At 54.7% G+C, this 19,546-nt stretch carries 13 protein-coding genes and 1 pseudogene; 7 read left to right on the top strand and 7 right to left on the bottom strand.

Going from position 1 to position 19,546, the window contains the following annotated elements; genetic code table 11:
* Positions 1 to 1,685: pseudogene (locus tag RMSM_RS25350) on the top strand (DUF11 domain-containing protein); the annotation flags it as partial.
* A 516-nt stretch (positions 1,686 to 2,201) separates the two neighbouring features.
* Positions 2,202 to 2,519: a hypothetical protein gene (locus RMSM_RS25345; RefSeq protein WP_008703314.1), complete on the top strand. Its 318-nt coding sequence runs from the start codon at positions 2,202 to 2,204 to the stop codon at positions 2,517 to 2,519.
* Between the two features lie 203 nt (positions 2,520 to 2,722).
* Here the strand turns inward: RMSM_RS25345 and uvrA are convergent, their stop codons facing one another.
* Positions 2,723 to 5,641, bottom strand: coding sequence for an excinuclease ABC subunit UvrA (gene uvrA, locus RMSM_RS25340; RefSeq protein WP_008703312.1), 2,919 nt, complete (start codon positions 5,639 to 5,641; stop codon positions 2,723 to 2,725).
* A gap of 135 nt (positions 5,642 to 5,776) precedes the next feature.
* Between uvrA and pckA the strand changes: the two genes are divergently transcribed.
* Together pckA and RMSM_RS41895 are read left to right on the top strand one after the other, a co-directional pair.
* Positions 5,777 to 7,366, top strand: coding sequence for a phosphoenolpyruvate carboxykinase (ATP) (gene pckA / locus RMSM_RS25335; protein WP_008703311.1), 1,590 nt, complete (start codon positions 5,777 to 5,779; stop codon positions 7,364 to 7,366).
* A gap of 110 nt (positions 7,367 to 7,476) precedes the next feature.
* Entirely contained in the window at positions 7,477 to 7,653 is a 177-nt protein-coding gene (locus tag RMSM_RS41895; RefSeq protein ID WP_008703309.1) for a hypothetical protein, read from the top strand.
* 67 nt (positions 7,654 to 7,720) lie between these two features.
* Here the strand turns inward: RMSM_RS41895 and RMSM_RS41300 are convergent, their stop codons facing one another.
* The 3 genes from RMSM_RS41300 to RMSM_RS25320 all read right to left on the bottom strand — a co-directional run bounded on the left by RMSM_RS41300 (position 7,721) and on the right by RMSM_RS25320 (position 10,678).
* A complete protein-coding gene (locus RMSM_RS41300) occupies positions 7,721 to 7,888 on the bottom strand; it encodes a hypothetical protein (protein ID WP_160168373.1) in 168 nt (55 codons plus the stop codon).
* 323 nt (positions 7,889 to 8,211) lie between these two features.
* Positions 8,212 to 9,153, bottom strand: a complete 942-nt coding sequence (locus tag RMSM_RS25325; protein ID WP_236622298.1) for a cytochrome c — start codon at positions 9,151 to 9,153, stop codon at positions 8,212 to 8,214.
* Between the two features lie 136 nt (positions 9,154 to 9,289).
* Positions 9,290 to 10,678 carry a hypothetical protein gene (locus RMSM_RS25320; protein WP_063870261.1) on the bottom strand — a complete coding sequence of 463 codons (1,389 nt, stop codon included), beginning with the start codon at positions 10,676 to 10,678 and terminating at the stop codon, positions 9,290 to 9,292.
* Positions 10,679 to 11,316: 638 nt separating this feature from the next.
* On the opposite strand from RMSM_RS25320, the gene RMSM_RS25315 reads away from it, so the two are divergent.
* Both RMSM_RS25315 and RMSM_RS25310 read left to right on the top strand, forming a co-directional pair.
* Complete coding sequence (locus tag RMSM_RS25315) at positions 11,317 to 12,822, top strand: sulfatase (RefSeq protein WP_008703299.1); 1,506 nt, start codon at positions 11,317 to 11,319, stop codon at positions 12,820 to 12,822.
* Complete coding sequence (locus RMSM_RS25310; protein ID WP_008703298.1) at positions 12,819 to 14,273, top strand: sulfatase-like hydrolase/transferase; 1,455 nt, start codon at positions 12,819 to 12,821, stop codon at positions 14,271 to 14,273. Before RMSM_RS25315 ends, RMSM_RS25310 begins: the two co-directional genes overlap by 4 nt.
* Before the next feature lie 671 nt (positions 14,274 to 14,944).
* Here RMSM_RS25310 and RMSM_RS25305 read toward each other — a convergent pair.
* From RMSM_RS25305 to RMSM_RS37340, 3 genes are all read right to left on the bottom strand, one after another.
* Positions 14,945 to 16,948, bottom strand: coding sequence for a vWA domain-containing protein (locus tag RMSM_RS25305; RefSeq protein ID WP_008703295.1), 2,004 nt, complete (start codon positions 16,946 to 16,948; stop codon positions 14,945 to 14,947).
* The gene (locus tag RMSM_RS25300; protein WP_040769351.1) at positions 16,945 to 17,835 is read right to left on the bottom strand and encodes a DUF58 domain-containing protein; all 891 of its coding nucleotides are present in this window, start codon (positions 17,833 to 17,835) and stop codon (positions 16,945 to 16,947) included. Before RMSM_RS25300 ends, RMSM_RS25305 begins: the two co-directional genes overlap by 4 nt.
* A 178-nt stretch (positions 17,836 to 18,013) precedes the next feature.
* Positions 18,014 to 18,487, bottom strand: a complete 474-nt coding sequence (locus RMSM_RS37340) for a DUF2752 domain-containing protein (protein ID WP_008703289.1) — start codon at positions 18,485 to 18,487, stop codon at positions 18,014 to 18,016.
* A gap of 260 nt (positions 18,488 to 18,747) precedes the next feature.
* On the opposite strand from RMSM_RS37340, the gene RMSM_RS25290 reads away from it, so the two are divergent.
* Positions 18,748 to 19,533, top strand: a complete 786-nt coding sequence (locus tag RMSM_RS25290) for a sugar phosphate nucleotidyltransferase (protein ID WP_008703287.1) — start codon at positions 18,748 to 18,750, stop codon at positions 19,531 to 19,533.
* The last annotated feature ends 13 nt before the right edge of the window (positions 19,534 to 19,546 follow it).

The following is a 19,546-nucleotide window of genomic DNA, read 5'->3' as shown; positions in this document are numbered from 1 at the left end:
AGTTACTGCCGGTTGCGGGTACCAGCGGCACTGTCACGGTCGATATGCAAGTCATTCGACCGGGTGGCGATTCGGATAATATGCCGACGATGACGCTCGGCCGCGGACAAACCTTTGTCACCTGGAGTTCACCCCAGTTGGCTGTCCAGGCGGGCGCTCCATCGCTGGCCAGTTTTGACGTTCCTTACGAAGTCGTCGCGAACGTCTCCAACCCAGGCGACCAGCCTGTGAATAATGTCCGCGTTTCGGTCGAGTTCCCTCCGGGGACTCGCGCCGTCAGCGCGGACTCATTCGCCCAAGTCTTGCCCAATGGTGTGCTTTGGGAAATCGGTACGATCCCCGCCATGACCGAATTGGATTTGTTTATGAACGTGACGTCGCAGTCGCCTGTTCAGCTGACCATCCAAGCACGTGGCGACGGAGGACTGTTTTCAGAAGACACCGTTCGCGTCGATGTGTTCCGGCCTTCGCTTTCGCTAACCGCGCAAGCCGAGAAGGATCGCTACGAGGCGGGTGAAGAAGTCACGTTTAATATTGATGTGAAAAACACCGGCGATCGTCCATTGACCAATGTCAACTTGAAGGCGTTTGGGGATCCGAACATGCTGCATCCCGAGCGAAACACTCGTGAACTCGGCAACGCGTTGACCGACGGACCATTGCAACCCGGCGAGACATGGCCTACGACCATTACATTCATCCCGACCGCGTCAGGACGACGATGCGTCAATTTTGAAGCCACTGCCGACGGCGGACAACGTGCCGTCAGCGAAGCTTGCGTGACCGTAATCAATCCGATTCCCGACGCCCCCGCGTTGACGCTTTCGATTGAAAGTCGCGATCGGGTTGCGACCGGTGACGAGTTTGTGATTCGCACCTACGTTAACAATTCGGGTCAAACGCCGATTCGTGATATCCAGGTGATGTTGCAGTACGATCCACAGTTACAGTTGCTACAGGCCACCGAAGGAGCTTCGCAGCCGCGGCCGGCCGAAAACCTCGTTCAATGGGAAATCCCCGTTGTGAATCCGGGTCAACGTGTACCATTGGAAGGCCAATTCCGTGCGATGGCGACCAACCCACAATCTCTCGCACGCGTTCAAGCGGTGGCTCGCGACGGAACATCCGCCAATGGCGAACATGTTTTCTCAATCGTCGCGGGGGCACCTCCGGCGTCGCCACCCACAGGAACCGCGCCACCGTTATTGCCACCCGCAACGACGCCGCCACGGATCCCAGGTGGTCCAGGCGAATTGCCGGCAACGCCTGATACGGGGCCTGTGGCTCCGGCATTACCCTCAGGGCCAGCGAAATCGGATCGAGTTCAAGTCGAGATCTTCGGTCGTGATAATCCGGTCCGTGTCGGTCAGCCGATTCGTTACACGTTGCGTGTCACGAACGATTCGGATCAAGTCGACGGCGAAGTCAGTGTGCGGTTCAATTTGCCGCCAGGTGTGGCGGTCGAACGGATTACACAGCGTCGAAGTCCGACCGGAGGTGAATTCGATGTCAAAGCCGGAGCGATCTACTTGGCCGATATCCGGTCGATGCGTCCTAACGAAACGGTCGAGTACGATATCGTCATGAGTAGCAATCAACCGCAAACGTTCGAGTTGAATGTGGAATCGGTGAGCCGGCGCGGCCCCGGCGGCGTCGACAGCGTGCAAACCGAAGTGATTCCCTAACACGTAGCATAGGCTTCCAGCCTGTGTGGTCCCTCGCTCCGTCCGTCCCTCGCTCGGCCTTCCTCGGGCTTCTCTCCCAGTCAAGCGATTTCTTGCAAACGATCAAAGATTGACTGACGGCGATGCACGGTTGTTGGGTTCATGCCGTCTTGGTGCAGTGGCAACGTCTAGAGCACGTTGTGCAAGTTGCACGCGTTTGTCCTGGTACGCGGACGCCACATTCTTTCTTCGACTTTCTCGCGTCACGCGACGATGAATACAACTAGCACGGCAGACCTCCTCGGGTCTTCTTGCAGCATCCCGAGACCACCCTCCTCGGTTCGTTGTTTTAGACAGCGAAAAAAATGTCGGCGAGACAATGAACGCCGACGCGTACCAGTCCTGAAGTGAAACACGATTGCGGTGCCCTCCCTTTATCGCAGCGTGTTTCTTGGTCCGCGTCGGCGTTCCTATGGCCAAGCGGTTTTGTATCTCCCATTCCAATGCGCCAAGCATCCAACCCTTCCCGGAGGCACCATGGCCAAAAAAGACACTTTCCGCGTCGTAGCACGCGGTCGCGACGGTTCGTTGTTGATCCATGATTATCCAACGAGTGATCCGCTTCTAAAGATGCACGTTCAAATCGGAACGGATGATTGCAGTACCGATTTGGAATTGCGCGGGATGCCGGTCTTTCGCGGGCTGATTGGTCCGATGCCCGAAGGCAAAACGATCGTGCGCTACGAGACGCCTGACGTCTTCGAGGCGATGACCAAAGAATGGGCCAGCGCCAAACCGCGGCGTCGAACTCGGCGTTCGGCCAAAGAGATCGCCGCCGCCGCAGCCGCGTCGTAAAACGTCCGGACCGATGTGCACGTAGTGGAACTCGCCAGAATTCCCGTGTCTGCCGGACCGATGTTCGCGTAGTGGAATTCGCCAGAATTCCCGCATTTGCGCCGCAAGCACCAGGAACTCTGGCGAGTCCCACTACGAACGTCGATGGCATTCGCCTGAGGGTTCATAATCGCTGCACGCTATTTTCGCGGAGCGAAAAGCGACTATGACGATGCCCGACGGGCGGCCTTTAATACGCCGCCCGTCACGCTGTCTTTGCTTTTGATAATCTCCGCCGGCGTTCCCGTTGCCACGACGCGTCCGCCGGCGCTGGCGGCGCCGGGGCCGAGGTCGATGATGTAGTCCGCCGCTTGCATCAACATCGCGTTGTGCTCGACGACGACCAACGAATGACCGTCGGCGATCAAGGCGTCAAAGCAATCGACCAGCCGTACAATGTCGGCAAAGTGTAAGCCGGTTGTCGGTTCGTCCAAGATGAACAGCGTTCGTCGACGTGAGGCCGAAGCAAGAAACGCGGCCAGTTTTAATCGCTGGCCTTCGCCACTGGAGAGCGTCGGCCCGGGTTGACCGAGTTTGATGTAGTCCAGTCCGACGTCGATCAAACGTTGCAGTCGCGTCTGCGCCTTTGCTTCGCCACGGAAGAACGAGACCGCTTCACGCACACTCATCTCTAACACGTCGGCGATCGTGCGATCGCGATAGCGAACTTTCAAAATGTCGTCGCGATACCGTGATCCTTGACAGCTAGGACACCGCATCGTCACGTCCGCCAAAAACTGCATGTCGATTTGCAGCACGCCGGCACCTTCGCATTCCGGACACTGCCCTTTGTCACTATTAAAACTAAAGTGACCCGCGACTAGATTTCGCGTCCGTGCGTCGACGGTGTCGGCAAAAACTTTGCGGATCGCATCAAACGCTTTGACGTAGGTCACCGGGCAGCTACGAGCACTTTTGCTGATCGGAGATTGGTCAATCAGCATGCACTCATCAATCTGGCCAAGCCCTGTGATCGATTGAAACGGTAATGCCGGTGTCGAATCAGATGCTTTGCGAGTCCGGATCGCACCGTAGAGCGTGTCTTGAACCAGCGAACTTTTGCCGCTGCCCGAAACACCGGTCACCAAACACAACACGCCGAGTGGAAAATCGACATCGACATTTTGCAGGTTATGGCCGCTTGCTCCCTTCAGCGAAATGGTACCTCGTGGCGCGCGAACTTCGCGGTCTCGCAATGTCCATCCACGCTCGCCCGTCAAAAATTGCCCCGTCAAGCTGTCCTTCGCCGCCAATAGCTTTTTCGTGCTTCCTTGAAACATCACTTTGCCGCCGGACTTACCGGCAGTCGGTCCAATTTCGAGCACTTCGTCGGCCGTGCGGATCATCGTCTCGTCATGTTCGACCACGATCACGGTGTTGCCGCGATCACGCAATCCCAGAATCGCGCCGACCAGTGTATCCACATCCGCCGGGTGCAGTCCCGCAGTTGGTTCGTCCAGCACATACAGCATGTTGACCAGACTGCTGCCCAGCGCCGCGGTCAACGCAACTCGCTGCGTCTCGCCACCCGAAAGCGTTCGCAGAGTACGGTCGAGTTGCAGATAACCAAGCCCGACAGTTTGCAGGTAACCGATGCGATCGCGGATTTGCGACAACGGTTCGGCCGCGATTTTGGCTTCGCGTTTTTCTAGCTTTACACTCGCGAAGAACGCATCCGCTTCGTCCGCCTGCATCGACAACACGTCGGCGACGTTCTTGTCACCGACATAATAGGACAATGCGAGCGGATTAAAACGTTTTCCGTCACAAGTGGGGCAGAGATGGTAGCTGCGATACCGTGATGCAAAAATGCGAACGTGCATCTTGTATTTCTTGCGGTCCAACCAGGCAAAAAATCCATCGAGTCCGCCAAAGTTGCGATCGGGAACGCCACCGATGATCCATTTCAGATGCTTTTTCTTTAGCTTCGAAAACGGCACGTCAACCGGGATGTCGTAATCCGGGGCGAGTTCCAGCAGTTCTGTTAATTCATGGTTGTAGGACGGCGTATTCCAGGGCGCGATCGCTCCTTCGGCAAGCGACAGCGACTTGTCAGGCACGACCAAGTCCATATCGACATCGACGACGTCGCCAAACCCTTCGCAAGTCGGGCACGCGCCCAACGGATTGTTGAAATTGAACAACCGCGGTACCGGATCGGGATAATCGATATCACATGCATCACAGCGTCGATCCCGGCTGATCGTTCGCCGCAACCAAGATCGCGAGTCAATTTCGACGACGTTCGCGGACGCATTGATATCGGGTGTCGAGGCTTCACTGGCTTCGGAAAAGATGACCGCACGTCCATGTCCTTCGCCCATCGCGTTTTCCAGCGACTCGGTCAATCGCGTCAATTCAGTATCGGCCGAAACGCGGTCGACGATCACAAAGCACTCAATGCCTTTTTTGCCAACCTTTTTGGCGAGTGCCAATCGGTCGGAATCCGAAAGATGGAACGTTTGCTCGCCGACAACCAATCGCAAGTAACCGTCTTGTTGTAACCCGTGCAAAATTTCGCTGGCGGCTTGGCGGTCGGGCAGCCAAACGGGAAACGTGATCATTGCCCGCGAACGATCAGCCGATTGCAGCATCTCTTCGGCAACCACGGCCGGATCATCGCTGCGAACGGGATTGCCACAGTTGTGACAGATCAGCGTTGCCGCTTTGGCAAACAGCAGTCGCAAGTGGTCCGCGATCTCGGTCGTCGTTCCGACGGTGCTGCGATTGGTTTTCGATCCGCCAGCGCGGGTGACCGCAATCGCCGGAGGGATTCCGTCAATCGAGTCGCAATCGGGCTTGTCCAAGCGAGCCAAAAATTGGCGAGTGTACGCCGAGAAGCTTTCGATATAGCAGCGTTGTCCCTCGGCATACAACGTGTCGATGGCCAACGAGGTTTTACCGCTGCCCGATACGCCACAAAACGCGACCAGTTTCCCGCGAGGAATATCGACGTCGACGTTTTGTAAGTTGTGAACGCGACAACCGCGAACTGAGATGAAATCCGTGCTCAAAATGTTTTTCCGTAGGAAGTGCGAGCGGACCGCGATCGTTCGATTGGGATCCTTGAAACGACACGGCATGCTGTTGCAAACGAATCGCCCTTATTCATCGCTATGTGCGTGTTTCCAGCCGTCAAGTTTGTACCGAGTTGGCGAATGCTCGCGTACCCCGTACGATGTTGCCTGACGATTACCCTGTATTTGCGAGAGCTACTGATGAGTGTTAATCCAATCGATTTGCAAGAGTACGGAATCCATGTTTCGGACGTGATTCGCAACGCGACGCCAGCTCGATTGTACGAATACGCAATTATCGATGAACACGCCGCGATTTCCGCCTCCGGAGCCCTCGCGACTCGTAGCGGTGACAAGACCGGGCGGAGTCCCAAAGACAAACGAATCGTCGACGAACCCGAAAGCACTGACGATATATGGTGGGGCGATGTCAATATCCGGTTAACCGACCGCTCGTTTGCGATCAATCGGCAACGGGCAATCGACTACCTGAATACACGCTCGCGAATCTTCGTATTTGATGGATTCGCAGGCTGGGACCCGGACCACCAATTAAAGATTCGCGTGATTGCCGAAAGTGCGTACCATGCCCTGTTTATGCATAACATGCTGATCCGCCCCACCGCCGAACAACTGCAAACGTTTGGCGAACCCGACATCACCATTTTTAATGCCGGTTCGTTCCCCGCCAACCCCTACACCGCGCAAATGACCAGCACGACGAGTGTTGACTTGTCGTTCAAACACGGTGAGTTCGTGATTCTGGGTACCCAGTACGCGGGCGAAATGAAAAAGGGCGTGTTCACCGTGATGAACTATTTGATGCCCAAGAAAGACGTGCTCAGCATGCACTGCAGTGCGAACGAATCGGCCGAAGGCAGCGTGTCGCTATTCTTTGGGCTTTCCGGCACCGGCAAGACGACGCTGTCGACCGATCCCCACCGACGGCTGATCGGCGACGACGAGCATTGTTGGACCAGTACGGGGGTATTCAATATCGAAGGTGGCTGCTATGCGAAAGTCATCCATTTGAGCGAAGAGAGCGAACCGGAAATCTATCAAGCGATCCGTTACGGCAGTGTGCTTGAGAACGTCGTGTTCGACGAAACCACGCATGTGGTCAATTACGACGATGCCTCGATTACCGAAAATACTCGCGTCGCTTACCCGATCGACTATATCGAAAACGCAAAGATTCCTTGCGTCGGGGGCCATCCCGAGAACATTATCTTTTTGACGTGCGATGCCTTTGGTGTGCTGCCACCGGTGGCGAAATTAACGCCTGAACAAGCGATGTATCATTTCATCAGCGGGTACACTGCGAAAGTGGCCGGCACCGAAATGAACGTCAATGAACCGACCGCGACCTTCAGTGCTTGTTTCGGAGCGGCGTTCTTGGTGTGGCATCCGGCGAAATATGCCGAGTTGCTCGCGGACCGCATTCGTCAACACGGCAGCAACGTTTGGTTGGTCAACACCGGATGGGGTGGCGGTCCCTACGGCGTAGGCAAACGGATGAGCATCAAGCATACGCGTGGGATCATCGACGCGATTCATGACGGGACGCTCGCGAACGCACCCACACGCACCGATCCAGTGTTCCGTTTCGAAGTTCCCGAAACATGCGGCGAATTACCGAGCGAAGTGCTGTGGCCGGCGGACGCCTGGGCCGATGCCGATGCGTATCAGAGCAGTGCGCGACGTTTGGCCGACTTGTTCCACGACAACTTCAAAAAGTTCGAATCAGGTGCAAGCGAAGCGATTCGCGGCGCAGGGCCCGCCGCAACCTGAATGGCCAATCATCGCGAGCTTGACCGCATCGAATAATCCGTTCGGGCGGAGGTGGGAGAGATTACAATAGGTCGGTTACGGACCGACGTCACTCACCAGGATTGACCGCAATGAAGCCCAAAAAGAAGAAAGCGATCTGTAAATGGGATCGTAGCGAAATCGAGGATTTGCTGCCCCTGCTGCTGGCCGAAGCGCATTCGGCGAAATATGTGTGCAAGAAATGCGGACGAACCGCCGCCGAAAAAGCCTACCTCTGCAAACCCGTCGCTGACAAAGAAATCAAGTGAGTGTTTTTGTACGTCAACTAGGACATACGTCACTATTGACGTACGTCGTCAATAGTGCGAGTGGAGTTCATTCATTTGAATCAGTGTTGCGTGCCTCTTTTTCGAATCGTGCGACGCCCGCCGCATCACGGACAACCTCGGCACGAGCAACCTTGATTGCCACCTCGCGATTTAACAGTTTGTCGAACGCAAGATAGACGACGCCGTAGCCGCCTCGTCCAATTTCCCGCAGCAAATTGTATCGGGGGATCCTGGGAACCGCATCATTGAGCACTCCCCCATCGTCTGCGACGGGTTCCAGGTTGCTCGATAGACCTGTTTCAGAAGGATCGCCACCAGTGGAAGAAGTGGATGTCTTGGTCGTGTCGTCGTTCGAAGATTGTCCAGACGTTTTTTCTTCAGCCCGACTCGCTTGATGATTTGGCTAAGAGGACGAGTCGGTCATGATGTCTACAAAACGGGGCTGTCAACGCAAGCCGGATTAAAATGCAAATCGAAAATCCAGTGGCATCCACAATGCGAATCCGCCAATCCGAATTTGCATTGAACGTGGGCGTCTTACCGATATTGTTCGTGGCACGCGTCACAGCTTTGGGTGACGGCACCAACCAGTGGTCCGATCTCGTAGGTCTTGGATTCCATTGCAGTCGCGACCGCTGTGGCTGCCTTGGACATGTTGTTGCTGAGCATCGCGTATTCGTCGTCCTCGGCGTCATCCAATCCTTCGAGTGTCAAGACTTTCCCAACCATCGCCAGCAGTTGTGCGTCGCGTCGGATTGCCTCGGCGTTTTCTTCGGTTGATTTCTTGTCGCGACTCGCCTGTTTCAGTTGGTCCTTCAGCAGTTCCGCGTACTCCATCAACGGCGATCGATCGACAATCATTGACCAGTCGTTTTCGGGCTCGGCGTCGCGATTGGCCAATCCGCTACCGGCGACTAGGTCTTGCAAGTCAGCCTTTCGCAATTTTGCTTCGTTATAGACTTGAGCCGAGCCGGCTTTGCAATTGAACGCGGTTCGAGCAATCAAGTCACGAGCCGCCGCCGCTTGGTCTTTCCAACGTACGTCGCCGGAGTACTCGTTGATGATTGCGAACAACGTTGCCAACACCGAAAGATCCAATCGGGCGTCTTGGTAACCGCCTCCTTTGAACGATCCTGGGGTGGAAACGACTTCGTCATAGTGAAGCTTGAGTCGTTTGATTTCATCCTCTAACGACGTCGGAGCGATCAGCTTGGCCCAGTCTCCATCGCCACCGGAGCTCTCCTGATTCGCATCCGCATCGGTTGACGCCACAGCGGCCATCGCGGCAGCAGAGGATGCTTTGCGAATCGTCGCCAGCGTCGGGCGGTTGTCGCGGAACGCTTCGTCAAGCGAATCAAAGAAAACGCCGCGAGTATCACCTTCGCTAAACGTCGGTTTCGGTGCCCTTCGTTCTTGTCCGTCGGTCACGGCCGAAAGCGACAAAACGACAATGGTTAACAGGGGGATGCGAATAGGCATTGCTGCGAGCATGGATGAGGTTCACTCGATTGAGAAACGACCACTAATGACGTTTTGTATTGTAGCAGAAGCATTTGCAAAGTCCGAGCCCGGCGTCCACCGCCCGCCGCGTGCATCCCGCCGCGCGCAGCAGCGACTACTCGCTGCTCTGCAAAGGCGTCGATCGCTGATCGAAATGATCAATCACCCCGTATACTTCGCGGTTCAATTCCTGCATCCGATCCAATAGCGGCGAATAAGTCTGATAGTGACTGTCGAGGATTCCTTTGTTCGAATTCAGGTTCGACGGATCTTTGGTGGTGTCGGTGGGATCGTTGTCTTGGTACTTAAACCAATGCCATCCGACACAAATTTTTGATTCCATTAAATCGAGACAAAAGTTTTGATAAAACAACCCCCGGTCGGCTTGTGTGGGCACGCACCATCCTGCACCGCTTTCGTTGCTTAGACCAGCCGCATCCATTCCTTTGGCATAGTATTCAGTGACGATTAACGGCTTTCCCACCTCTGCGGCAATCGCACTGGCTTTGCCCGCGGGTGACCATTGCCCATAGAGGTTGTAACAGAACGCATCCACATACTTGCCGACGACGTCGAGTGACGCGTTTCTTGAATACAGTCTTGGTCCGAGTAGCATGTGGTTGGGATCGACACGCTTGATCGCTCTGGCCACCGTGCCGACATACTTTTCCATGACCCGTTCATCGAATTCATCGCGATCCGAGGCCGTCAAATCTTTTGCGGTAGCATCGGGGCCATGTTGTTCTTTCAAGAAGGAAACTGCGGCCAGGTATCCAGGGTCGTCCGGATCCAGACGCAGATAGCGATCGATCATATCCGGTTTTAACGGTAGCTCGTTATCGAAGAAATGGCCGAGCAGATTCGGATCCTCTTTGTACCTAGCGATTCGCTCGCACGCATGTTTGCTGCAAAAATCTTCCCATCCGGGATGAAAGACGAGGATACAGTCTTCTGGATATTTAGCATGCCCGGAACCACGACGAGTTCGCCCTTTGCTAAACGTGGTCATGAAGTTCCAGTTGACGCAGTACGAAAAACTATCACTGTGGTCTTGAATCAATTCATCGTTCGTCCAAGCTCCGGTGCCAGTAAAGCCGTGTTCCCGCAGTAGCGTCACCGTCTGCTTCGCCCAATCGGCTTTACTTTGGAATTTGTCTGCAAAGGCTTTCCGCTGAGCTGGGCCGGTTCCGATGCCCACCGAGACGACCCCGCGGTTAATGTGACGATACCCATCGGGATCGACGATCCACCAACGCCCATCCTTTTGCAGCGTATAGAAGAAACCAGTGCTCGGCTCTCGCTGGTCCATGCGGCTGCCGTACTTGTTGAGTTCGGGCGCAGAAGCTTGGTAGTTTTCCAGCGTATCGATCGTCCGCGTGGGACGATCTTTCCAACGGTGCTGTGGTTTCGCTTTCGCTTTGACGATGATCGTTTGCTCACCCGAAAGCAGCGGCGACATTAACACCAACGAAGTGGCTACGAAAACAGTTCGGAATGGAATCATCAGAAAACGATTGACCTCGAAAATGAAATGAAACCAACAGCCGACGGGGCCAACGACGAAGGAGATCTTTCAATAGAATAGCCGCTGGCGGGCTGTTGATTTAATGAAGTTTTCTATGGCAAGGGATGGCTGATGGGCTACCTCGTCCGTCATTAGCGTATTCGACGTACTAGGAAGTCCATCGTACGACTAAACAACAGCCTGGTAGCGCCCAAACGCAACGCTGCGAAGCATTTTACCTATTAAGAACGCAAGTAATTGTAGCGAAAGTCGCATAGACTTTCGGCCACGCGAGTAAACCAAAACGCTCTGCGAGTTTCGCTACAAAAAAATACTTCACAGCGTTGGCCCAAGCGGCTAACGGGATTTCACCCTATGATTCCTAACTAACAGCTTATAAATCTGCTGTGGACGTTGTGTTGTCATTGAAGTGATTCCAACATTGTATATTCAAAATGAAATATGCGGGCGCAAAAGAGGTGGGCCACTGTCCATCGCAAAGCAACCGAAAAGAATCGGAGCTATGAAAAATAGATGGTGGTAGATGCACTTGTCAAATGTTTCGTTCATACTATCGATCGACATCCTCACCGACGCTTCCATTTTCTCCACCAAGCTTCACCTGTCCATGTGAACCCATGACACTTTTCAACGATGAAATTCACCGTGTTGCAAACGATCGACCTCGACTCTTTGTGGCACGCCTTCTAGGGGTGACTCTTGTCTTGGCAGGTGGCGTTTCGTGTTGGAACACTGCTGGCGTACGAGCCGATGAACCTGAATCGAAAGCGGTGAAGTCCGAGGTCGCTGCCAATCAACCACCCAATGTTTTGTTCATCGCAGTGGACGACCTGAATGATTGGGTGGGATGTCTGGGCGGAAATCCCGACGCCCAAACACCCAATATGGACGACTTCGCTAAACGCAGCGTGTTGTTTCGAAACGCTCACTGCCAAGTCGCCCTTTGTAACGCCTCACGTACCTCGGTGCTGACCGGGATGTATGCATCCACGACCGGGATTTATGGAAACAGTTTGAAGCGTGCGGGAGAGGCTTATCGTTCGGCAAAGCAAATGCCGGCTTGGTTTCGCGAGAATGGTTACCGCACGATGTGCATGGGCAAAATCTATCATAATGACCATGGCAAAAAAGCCTATTGGGATACCGTCGGGCCAAAGACGCTGCGATGGGGACCTGAGCCGCCCAATGGCCGGCAATTTGCCCAACGATTTGGCGATCGGGCCAAGGACACATTGGCGTGGGCGGCGCTTGACGTCGAGCCAGGCGAAATGCCCGACGAACAAATCGCAGCTTGGACGAAGACACAATTGGACCAACAGTACGAGAAACCCTTCTTTCTAGCGATCGGATTCTACAAGCCTCACACCCCGATGACCGCGCCGAAACGTTATTTCGATCAGTTCGATCGTGAAAAGCTGACGATGCCCGTGGTCCTTGAAAACGATTTAGACGATGTTCCCGAGATCGGACGACGATGGGTGCTCGACCGCGATGATTTGATCGCCGATGACGCAGTCGACCAATATAGCCCAACCTATCGACGCGAATTGGTGCATGCGTATCACGCTTGCGTCGCGTTGACCGACGATTGCATCGGTCAGGTTCTGACACATCTCCGCGGCAGCCGCTATGCCAACAACACGATTGTGGTACTTTGGTCGGATCATGGCTGGCATCTCGGCGAAAAACATCACTGGCGAAAATGGATGCCATGGGAAGAGTCGACGCGTAGCTTTCTAGCCGTTCATGTGCCTGGCGTGTCCGCCGATGGAAACACGTGCGACCGTGCGGTTGGATTGATCGATATCTTCCCAACCCTCGCGGACGTTTGCCAGCTGGAGCCGCCCGCTCAACTTCAAGGCCAAAGTTTTCGTCGACTGTTGATCAACCCCGATGACGCGTGGAATCGACCTGCTTTGACGTCAACGACCGCAGGCAACCACACCGTCCGATCGGAAAGATGGCGTTACATTCGCTATCGCGACGGATCCGAAGAACTTTATGACCACAGCAAAGATCCCAACGAGTGGAGCAACCTGGCGAATCAGCCGGAATTAAACGAGGTCAAAGCCACGCACGCTCAATGGATCGACACATTAACCGAAGGTGAAGTCATCCAATGAACCATCACACACCTTGGCGCCAAATCGATCGCGTCGTGTTGCTATGGATGGGGCTGTTGTCCCTCGCCATGGCAAGCCAAGCAAAAGCCGATGCTGCAAGGCAGTTCGACGAGGCAACATTACCGAACATGATCATGCTGATGAGCGACGATCAAGGTTGGGGGGATGTTGGGTTCAACGGCAACGACGACATTCATACGCCGAACCTTGATGCGATGGCAGCCGATGGCGTGCGGATGGACCGTTTTTATGCCGCCGCGCCGCTGTGCTCGCCTACTCGCGGCAGTTGCTTGACGGGACGCTATCCCTTTCGCTTTGGGATTCTCGCCGCACACACCGGCGGGATGCGAGTGGGCGAGACGACAATCCCGGAATTGCTGAAAAAGAAGGGCTATCGAAGCGGCTTTTTTGGGAAATGGCATATCGGCTGGGTCAAACCCGATGACGTCAGTTCGCGTGGATTTTACTCGCCGCCGTCACACCACGGGTATGATCACTATTTTGCCACCACAAGCGCGGTGCCGACTTGGAATCCGACAGTAACACCGGAGGGGTGGAGCCGTTGGGGGAACGAGGAAGGAAAACCGTGGAAAGGGGGAGTGCCCTACGTCCAAAACGGAAGCGACGTCGCTGAAAATATGACGGGCGATGATAGCCGCATCATCATGGACCGAGTGATCCCGTTTATCGAATCCACTCAAGACCAACCCTTCCTAGCCACCGTTTGGTTTCATGCCCCACACGAACCGGTGGTTGCGGGCGAGGAATACAAGAAACGCTACAAGAAATTTGGTAGCTCGCGGCAAAATTACTACGGCTGTATTACGGCAATGGACGAGCAGATTGGACGCTTGCGTGCCAAGCTGCGTGAGTTGGGTATTGAAAAACGGACGCTGGTTTTGTTCTGTAGCGACAATGGTCCCGCTGATGGTTTGGCCAAAAAGGGAGTGGCCTCGGCAGGCCCGTTTCATGGACACAAACACACGATGTACGAAGGCGGGTTGTTGGTTCCGGCGTGTGCCGAATGGCCAGGCGTGATCCCTGCCGGCACGGCGACCGATGTGCGTTGTTCGACCGTTGACTTTCTGCCAACGATTGCAAATGCATGTCAGGTCGAGTCGGCAATCAAATCCTCGCTGCCAATCGACGGGATCAATCTGATGCCGCTTTTGACGGGACAGGTGAAATCGCAGCAGCGAGAACTGTTCTTTGGTTATCGCCGGTTGCAAGGGGGGATTGATGGCAAGGCGATCATTTCAGGGAATTGGAAGTTGCTGCAAGAAGCCAAGAAAGGCGGCAAGGTTCGCTTGTACGATCTCAGCCAAGATCCCTACGAAGAAAACGATCTCGCAGCAACGTCCCCGGAACGCTTGTCCGCGCTCAGTCAAAAGCTAGCGGAAATCGAAGCAAGTTGTCAGCGTAGTCGCGATGGCGCCGACTATCGTTACTGAGTAGGTATGAAGAAGCGAAGTCCCAGTTGCCGCTTAGTCCAACGCTGTGAAGCATTTTTTCGTAGCGAAACTCGCAGAGAGTTTCGGTTTTACTCGCATGGCCGAAGCGGCTAACCAACTGAAAGAACCGTGGCTCGCAGGCTGTTGATTTCGTCGTACGATGGACTTCCAAGTCCGTCGAATACACCAATGACGGACGAGGTAGCAACAGCCGGCTAACGCCAAAACGGCTAATCAACCGAAAGAACCGTGGCTAGCGCCAAAGCGGCTAACAAGCCGAACGTGACCGCAGCGCAACTTTGGGGACGGTAATGGCATCAACTCACGTCCCTTGGGATGGCAGCATGTTTGTTTGGCAAAATAATTTCTAGGCTCGAGGTGCTTTGGCTTGAATCATTTTGCCAATTTTAAGATCATGTCGCCTCTTTCGGGCTTTGGAATCGTGCATGTATTCGCATCTACCGGCCCCACGCCCGATGCCATCTACTTTCGTAGTGGGACTCCCCAGAGTTCCTGGTGTTTCAATAGCAAAGATGGGAATTCTGGCGAATCCCACTACTGGACCATCCTCCAATGGCTACCAAATTAGATGGCATTGGGTTCCGGCTTGCAGAAGCAACCGGAGCCAGACTTTCCGAACTTATAAATCGAAGGTTCCGAGCGAGCAACGACTATCCGACTCGGCGGCCGAACACCCACCATTCGGTCGCCAGGATTGCTAACGCACCGACCAATAGCCACCGCCAATACTCTCGCCGTTTCTCAACTCCGCCGACTTTGCCTTCGACCGATTCGTAGCCAAGCTCGATGCTTTCGGCTGCCGTGATCGTACTCTCACTGCGGTTAAACAGGTTGATTGAAAACATATCGACGATGCGTTCGTCTGATTTCACGCGGTAATTGCCTGGCGAATCGGTTTCGACGATCTCGGTTACTCCCGATGGGCCGACCGGAATCGATGTCGGTTTGTCACCCAAACGCTGCACGTCGACGTTGCTGATTGCGCTTTCGACTCGCAGCCGCACCGTGTCACCAGGCGTGTACGAGGGGGCTCCGCTGACTTCGGCTGCGCCCGCTAGATAACGCAGCACATTCAAAATAAACACAGGCCACGATCGTTCTGCGTACCAATTGGTATTGGTCTGCGTCGCACCGTCGGCATCGCTGCTGATCAATTCAAATCCTAACACCAGATCTTGGTAACCATCACGCGGTGCGATTGTCAGCATGGGGCCAATGTCGGCACCGAGCAACTCGGTGCTGCCCGCCGGTCCCTCAACGGATCGCCCTTGGAAGATCAGCAACGAAAACAATTCGAGATACCGCATCAAGGGATGAGTTCGGTCCATGTCGATCAGCGCGACACTGGACATTTCACTACCCCATTTCCATGCCTCGCTGGTGGTGCCATCGGTATTGGCCACCTGGTTGCTTGGCAACGCGCCGATAAAAAACGTGTTCGTGCGTGGCATCGTCTCAGGCGAACATCGGTCGTAGATGATTAAGTCATCGTTGCCCGATTCGGCTCGCTGTTCGTAGGATTCGGTTGCCATGTATTCAGGCGGCACGAATTCGGATTGGCAGATTTTGCCAGCTTTGGAGGTCGACAGTGCAATTTCAAGAGGCGAGTTTCCTGGCGTGATAACCAATACCGACACGTTACGCATTGGCGTCAATGCGGCATAAGCGACATTGTCGACCGCGAGGTCGTCGTTAATGTCCAACGCCAACTTCAGCGAGATCGCTTCTTCGCTTTCTATCGAGAACGACAGCCCGGCTTGTTCGCCCACCGGCAAGTCGACGCTCGATGCATCAAGCAGTTCGTCGTCCAGTGTTAATGTGGCCGTCGCCGATGCTTGTTCGGTCCCCAAGTTTACAACCGTGGCAAAGATCTGAACTTGCTCGGGTTTTTCGACGTTTCGTTCTGCAGAAAACGCCGTGATCGCCAAATTGGTCACGTTGTCCGTGCCGATGGGGATGTAGGTCGGGGCCAAGTTTCCCAGATCGAATTCGGTCACGGTTTGAAATCCACCGTCGCTGTACAGCAACAAATCCGCGGGCAATGCGTCAGCAACTTGCACGTCGTTCACATCACCTGCTTGGCTGGTTCGTCGTGGGTTCGCTAATCCGTCAGCCGCTTTGAGCGCGCCGAGCACATCGGTCGGGCGATTGGTCACCTCGGCACGCGACAGTGCGTCACGCAATCGATTGCGGTCCGACGTGAACGATTGTAATACCTCGGCGCGATCGCTGAACGAAACCAGCATTGCCGTTTCGCTGTCGGACATCGCCTCGATTCGCTCGGACACCAATCGCTTGGCCCTTTCGAAACGGTTAGCGTCATCATCGACGTCGGTCGTCTGCATACTGGCCGACGTGTCAATCAAGAACACCAAACGGCCTTGGCTGGATGTTTCGCCGCGAAGGCCTGGACGCAGCATGGCCAATGCCGCCAACGCCACGATCAATAGTTGCAAAAACAGCAGGATGCTACGGCGAAGTCGTTGCAGCAAACTGTTGACGTGTAGATCCTCGATCGTTTTCTTCCACAGAAACGTGCTGGGAACCTCGACCGGTTCTCGCCGCAATTTCAAAAAATACAGCAGGATGATGCCGATCGGGATCAGCGAAAACAGCGCCCAGTGCAGTGGCGTCAGCGTTGAAATCCAACTCATCGCACCACCCCTCGTTCACGCAAATAACGAGTCACGATTGTTTCGACCGGTGTGTCAGTACGAACGGGAATGTAGATGATCGATCGCTTTGAACAAAAGTGTTTGGCGGAATTCATAAACGCTTGCACGGTTTCTTTGTATTTATTCAGCACATGAGCATTGATCGTGATCTCGGCTTCGTCGCGGTCTTCGACGTCGATTAGTTTGCGGTCGCCTCGCAGTGGCGGATCGATTTCTTCGGGCGACAGAATGTGCATCACGAACACGTCCATCCGGCGTCCGATCAACATCCGCAGCGCCGATTCGTAACCCTCTTTGTCCATCAAATCCGTCAATAACACGGCGACGCCGGTTCCGGTCGCCCGCAACGCAAATTCTTTGACGCCGTCGTGCAGCGATACGTTGTGACCACTTTGCACCGAATCGAGATACGCCAGCATTTTCCATAAACTGGCGCGGCCGCGAAGCACGGGAGCGCGGCGGCCTTCGGGACCCAACACCGACACACTGACGCGATCGGCGCGACACAACCCGACGTAGCCGAGCGCCGCAGCCATCTGTTTCGCGACGCGAAGTTTGGTGGGGTCGCCAAAGTTCATCGATTCGCTGGCGTCAATCAACGAAAAAAAGTGAAGGTCTTCTTCCTCGAGAAACAGTTTTAAAAACAACTGGTCCAATCGCGCGTACAGATTCCAATCGATCAGCCGCAAATCGTCTCCGGCAACGTAGTGGCGAAAATCGGCGAACTCGACGCTTTCTCCTTTACGTCGGCTGCGACGTTCGCCTTTCATGCGTCCTCGAAAGACTTTGCGGGAAACAAGTTCCAAACGTTCGAGTCGCCCAAGTAACTCAGGGCTTAACAGTGGATCCGTTGCGGTCGCTGGCATGGATGATCATCGTGAGCGGTGAAGTGCGTTTTTCGTGTTTCTCTTTATACACGAAGCCGTCTGCGAGCGGTGACGCGGCGGTTTCCACTTTTGCACCAAGCCGAGCGATTTTGGGACGCGGTTTTTCCCCCGTCACCGCAGTAACCATGTGAGTGAATGCTCGACTCCAGTCGCTGGCTCACTCCGCCCCGGGTGTTGCCGTCGGCAGTGGCTCGGATGTCGGCACGGGCTCTGCCGTCGGGATGGGGGCGAACGGGCTCGTTGAAGGTGTGGGAATATTCCGGGCGATGAAAAACAGGACCAACACGGTCATCATGATCGACATGATCCGCAGAGTGGACCGTGGATCGAAATTGGGGCGTCGGTTTTGCCGGACGATATAGATCACCAGCAAGGGACCGCCCAGGATCAGCAACGCATTGTTTCGCACCGCCAGCAGGACGTCGCCCCGCAGCAGAGCCAAAACCGCTCGTGTCGCTCCGCACCCAGGGCAATGAATCCCCGTGACCTGATAAAATTGGCACTTTGGGAACCAGGAATCATGATTCGGCTGGATTGCCTGCAGCAACACGATTCCGGTGGCGGCACAGACCACCAAGATGGCGACGATTGCAATTAGCAACAGCGGTTTGGAATTTCGATTTTCGTTCATTTCGCGATCAGTTTACCAGAAACTTCACAAAAACCGCAGCAACGTGGCCAAACACTAGGCATCGTGCCACCGGATCGAGCACGAAGATTTCTCAACACGAACATTTCCCAACCGGCTTGTTTGATTCGCGACGACTTGCGACCATGTGTGCCGGCGACGGGTCGGAAAAGCCATCTGGCATTTTCGTGACTCCGCGGTGGGGCAGTAGCTTCAGCTATCGAAATCTCCTTAAAAACCCATCTAAAAACTCCTATTTACCCATGTCTGAATCGACAAACGCTCACGCGGACGACGCTTTTGATGAGCCTTGTGCCATCGTGTTGGCTGCGGGCAAGGGAACTCGAATGAAGAGTGACCTGCCAAAAGTTCTTTGCCCGGTGGTCGGCCGCGCGATGATTCACTTCGTGCTCGATGCACTCGAAAAGGCCGGCATTAAACGACAAATTATTGTCGTGGGCTACGAGGCCGACGCGGTCAAGAAAGAGCTCGCTAGCCGCGGTGGCAAGATCGAATTCGCCTACCAAGATGAGCAGCTGGGCACGGGACATGCCGTCCAAATTTGCCGCCCTGCACTCGAAAAACAGACAGGGCCGACGATTGTCGTCGCAGGCGATTCGCCACTGATTCAATCGACCAGCTTGAAAAAATGTCTCGATCATTTTCGCCAAACCAAGCCCGCATTGTTGCTTGGAACGCTCGAAAAAGAAAATCCCGAAGGCTTGGGACGGATCGTGCGTGATGAGGCGGGCGAGTTTATCGGCATTGTCGAGCACAAGGACGCCAGCGAGACGCAGCGAAAAATTACCGAAGTCAACATGAGTACGTATTTGTTCAATACGCCCGACTTGTTGGATGCGTTGTCAAAACTGAGTAACGAAAACGCGCAAGGCGAATACTATCTGACCGACACCGCCAAATTGCTTCGCGAAGCGGGGCGGCCTGTCGAAGCGATTGCGGTTCTGCAGCCTTGCGAATCGCTTTCGATCAACAATACCGATGAACTGAAACTAGTCGACGAAACGATGCGATCGATGGGGTATGCATAAGCTGACATGCGTG

Origin of the sequence: Rhodopirellula maiorica SM1, from assembly GCF_000346295.1 — a bacterium.
Classification (GTDB): Bacteria; Planctomycetota; Planctomycetia; order Pirellulales; family Pirellulaceae; genus Novipirellula; species Novipirellula maiorica.
Note: the sequence above shows the minus strand (reverse complement) of the source record. Positions and strands in the feature narration are given on the sequence as shown.

Excerpts from the sequence above, each read along its gene's own strand:
- RMSM_RS25315 (WP_008703299.1), top strand. The coding sequence starts at position 11,317 with ATGACACTTTTCAACGATGAAATTCACCGTGTTGCAAACGATCGACCT.
- RMSM_RS41895 (WP_008703309.1), top strand. The coding sequence starts at position 7,477 with ATGAAGCCCAAAAAGAAGAAAGCGATCTGTAAATGGGATCGTAGCGAA.
- RMSM_RS25310 (WP_008703298.1), top strand. The coding sequence starts at position 12,819 with ATGAACCATCACACACCTTGGCGCCAAATCGATCGCGTCGTGTTGCTA.
- RMSM_RS25320 (WP_063870261.1), bottom strand. The coding sequence starts at position 10,678 with ATGATTCCATTCCGAACTGTTTTCGTAGCCACTTCGTTGGTGTTAATG.
- pckA (WP_008703311.1), top strand. The coding sequence starts at position 5,777 with ATGAGTGTTAATCCAATCGATTTGCAAGAGTACGGAATCCATGTTTCG.
- RMSM_RS37340 (WP_008703289.1), bottom strand. The coding sequence starts at position 18,487 with ATGAACGAAAATCGAAATTCCAAACCGCTGTTGCTAATTGCAATCGTC.
- RMSM_RS25300 (WP_040769351.1), bottom strand. The coding sequence starts at position 17,835 with ATGCCAGCGACCGCAACGGATCCACTGTTAAGCCCTGAGTTACTTGGG.
- RMSM_RS25345 (WP_008703314.1), top strand. The coding sequence starts at position 2,202 with ATGGCCAAAAAAGACACTTTCCGCGTCGTAGCACGCGGTCGCGACGGT.
- uvrA (WP_008703312.1), bottom strand. The coding sequence starts at position 5,641 with ATGCCGTGTCGTTTCAAGGATCCCAATCGAACGATCGCGGTCCGCTCG.
- RMSM_RS25290 (WP_008703287.1), top strand. The coding sequence starts at position 18,748 with ATGTCTGAATCGACAAACGCTCACGCGGACGACGCTTTTGATGAGCCT.
- RMSM_RS25325 (WP_236622298.1), bottom strand. The coding sequence starts at position 9,153 with ATGCCTATTCGCATCCCCCTGTTAACCATTGTCGTTTTGTCGCTTTCG.
- RMSM_RS25305 (WP_008703295.1), bottom strand. The coding sequence starts at position 16,948 with ATGAGTTGGATTTCAACGCTGACGCCACTGCACTGGGCGCTGTTTTCG.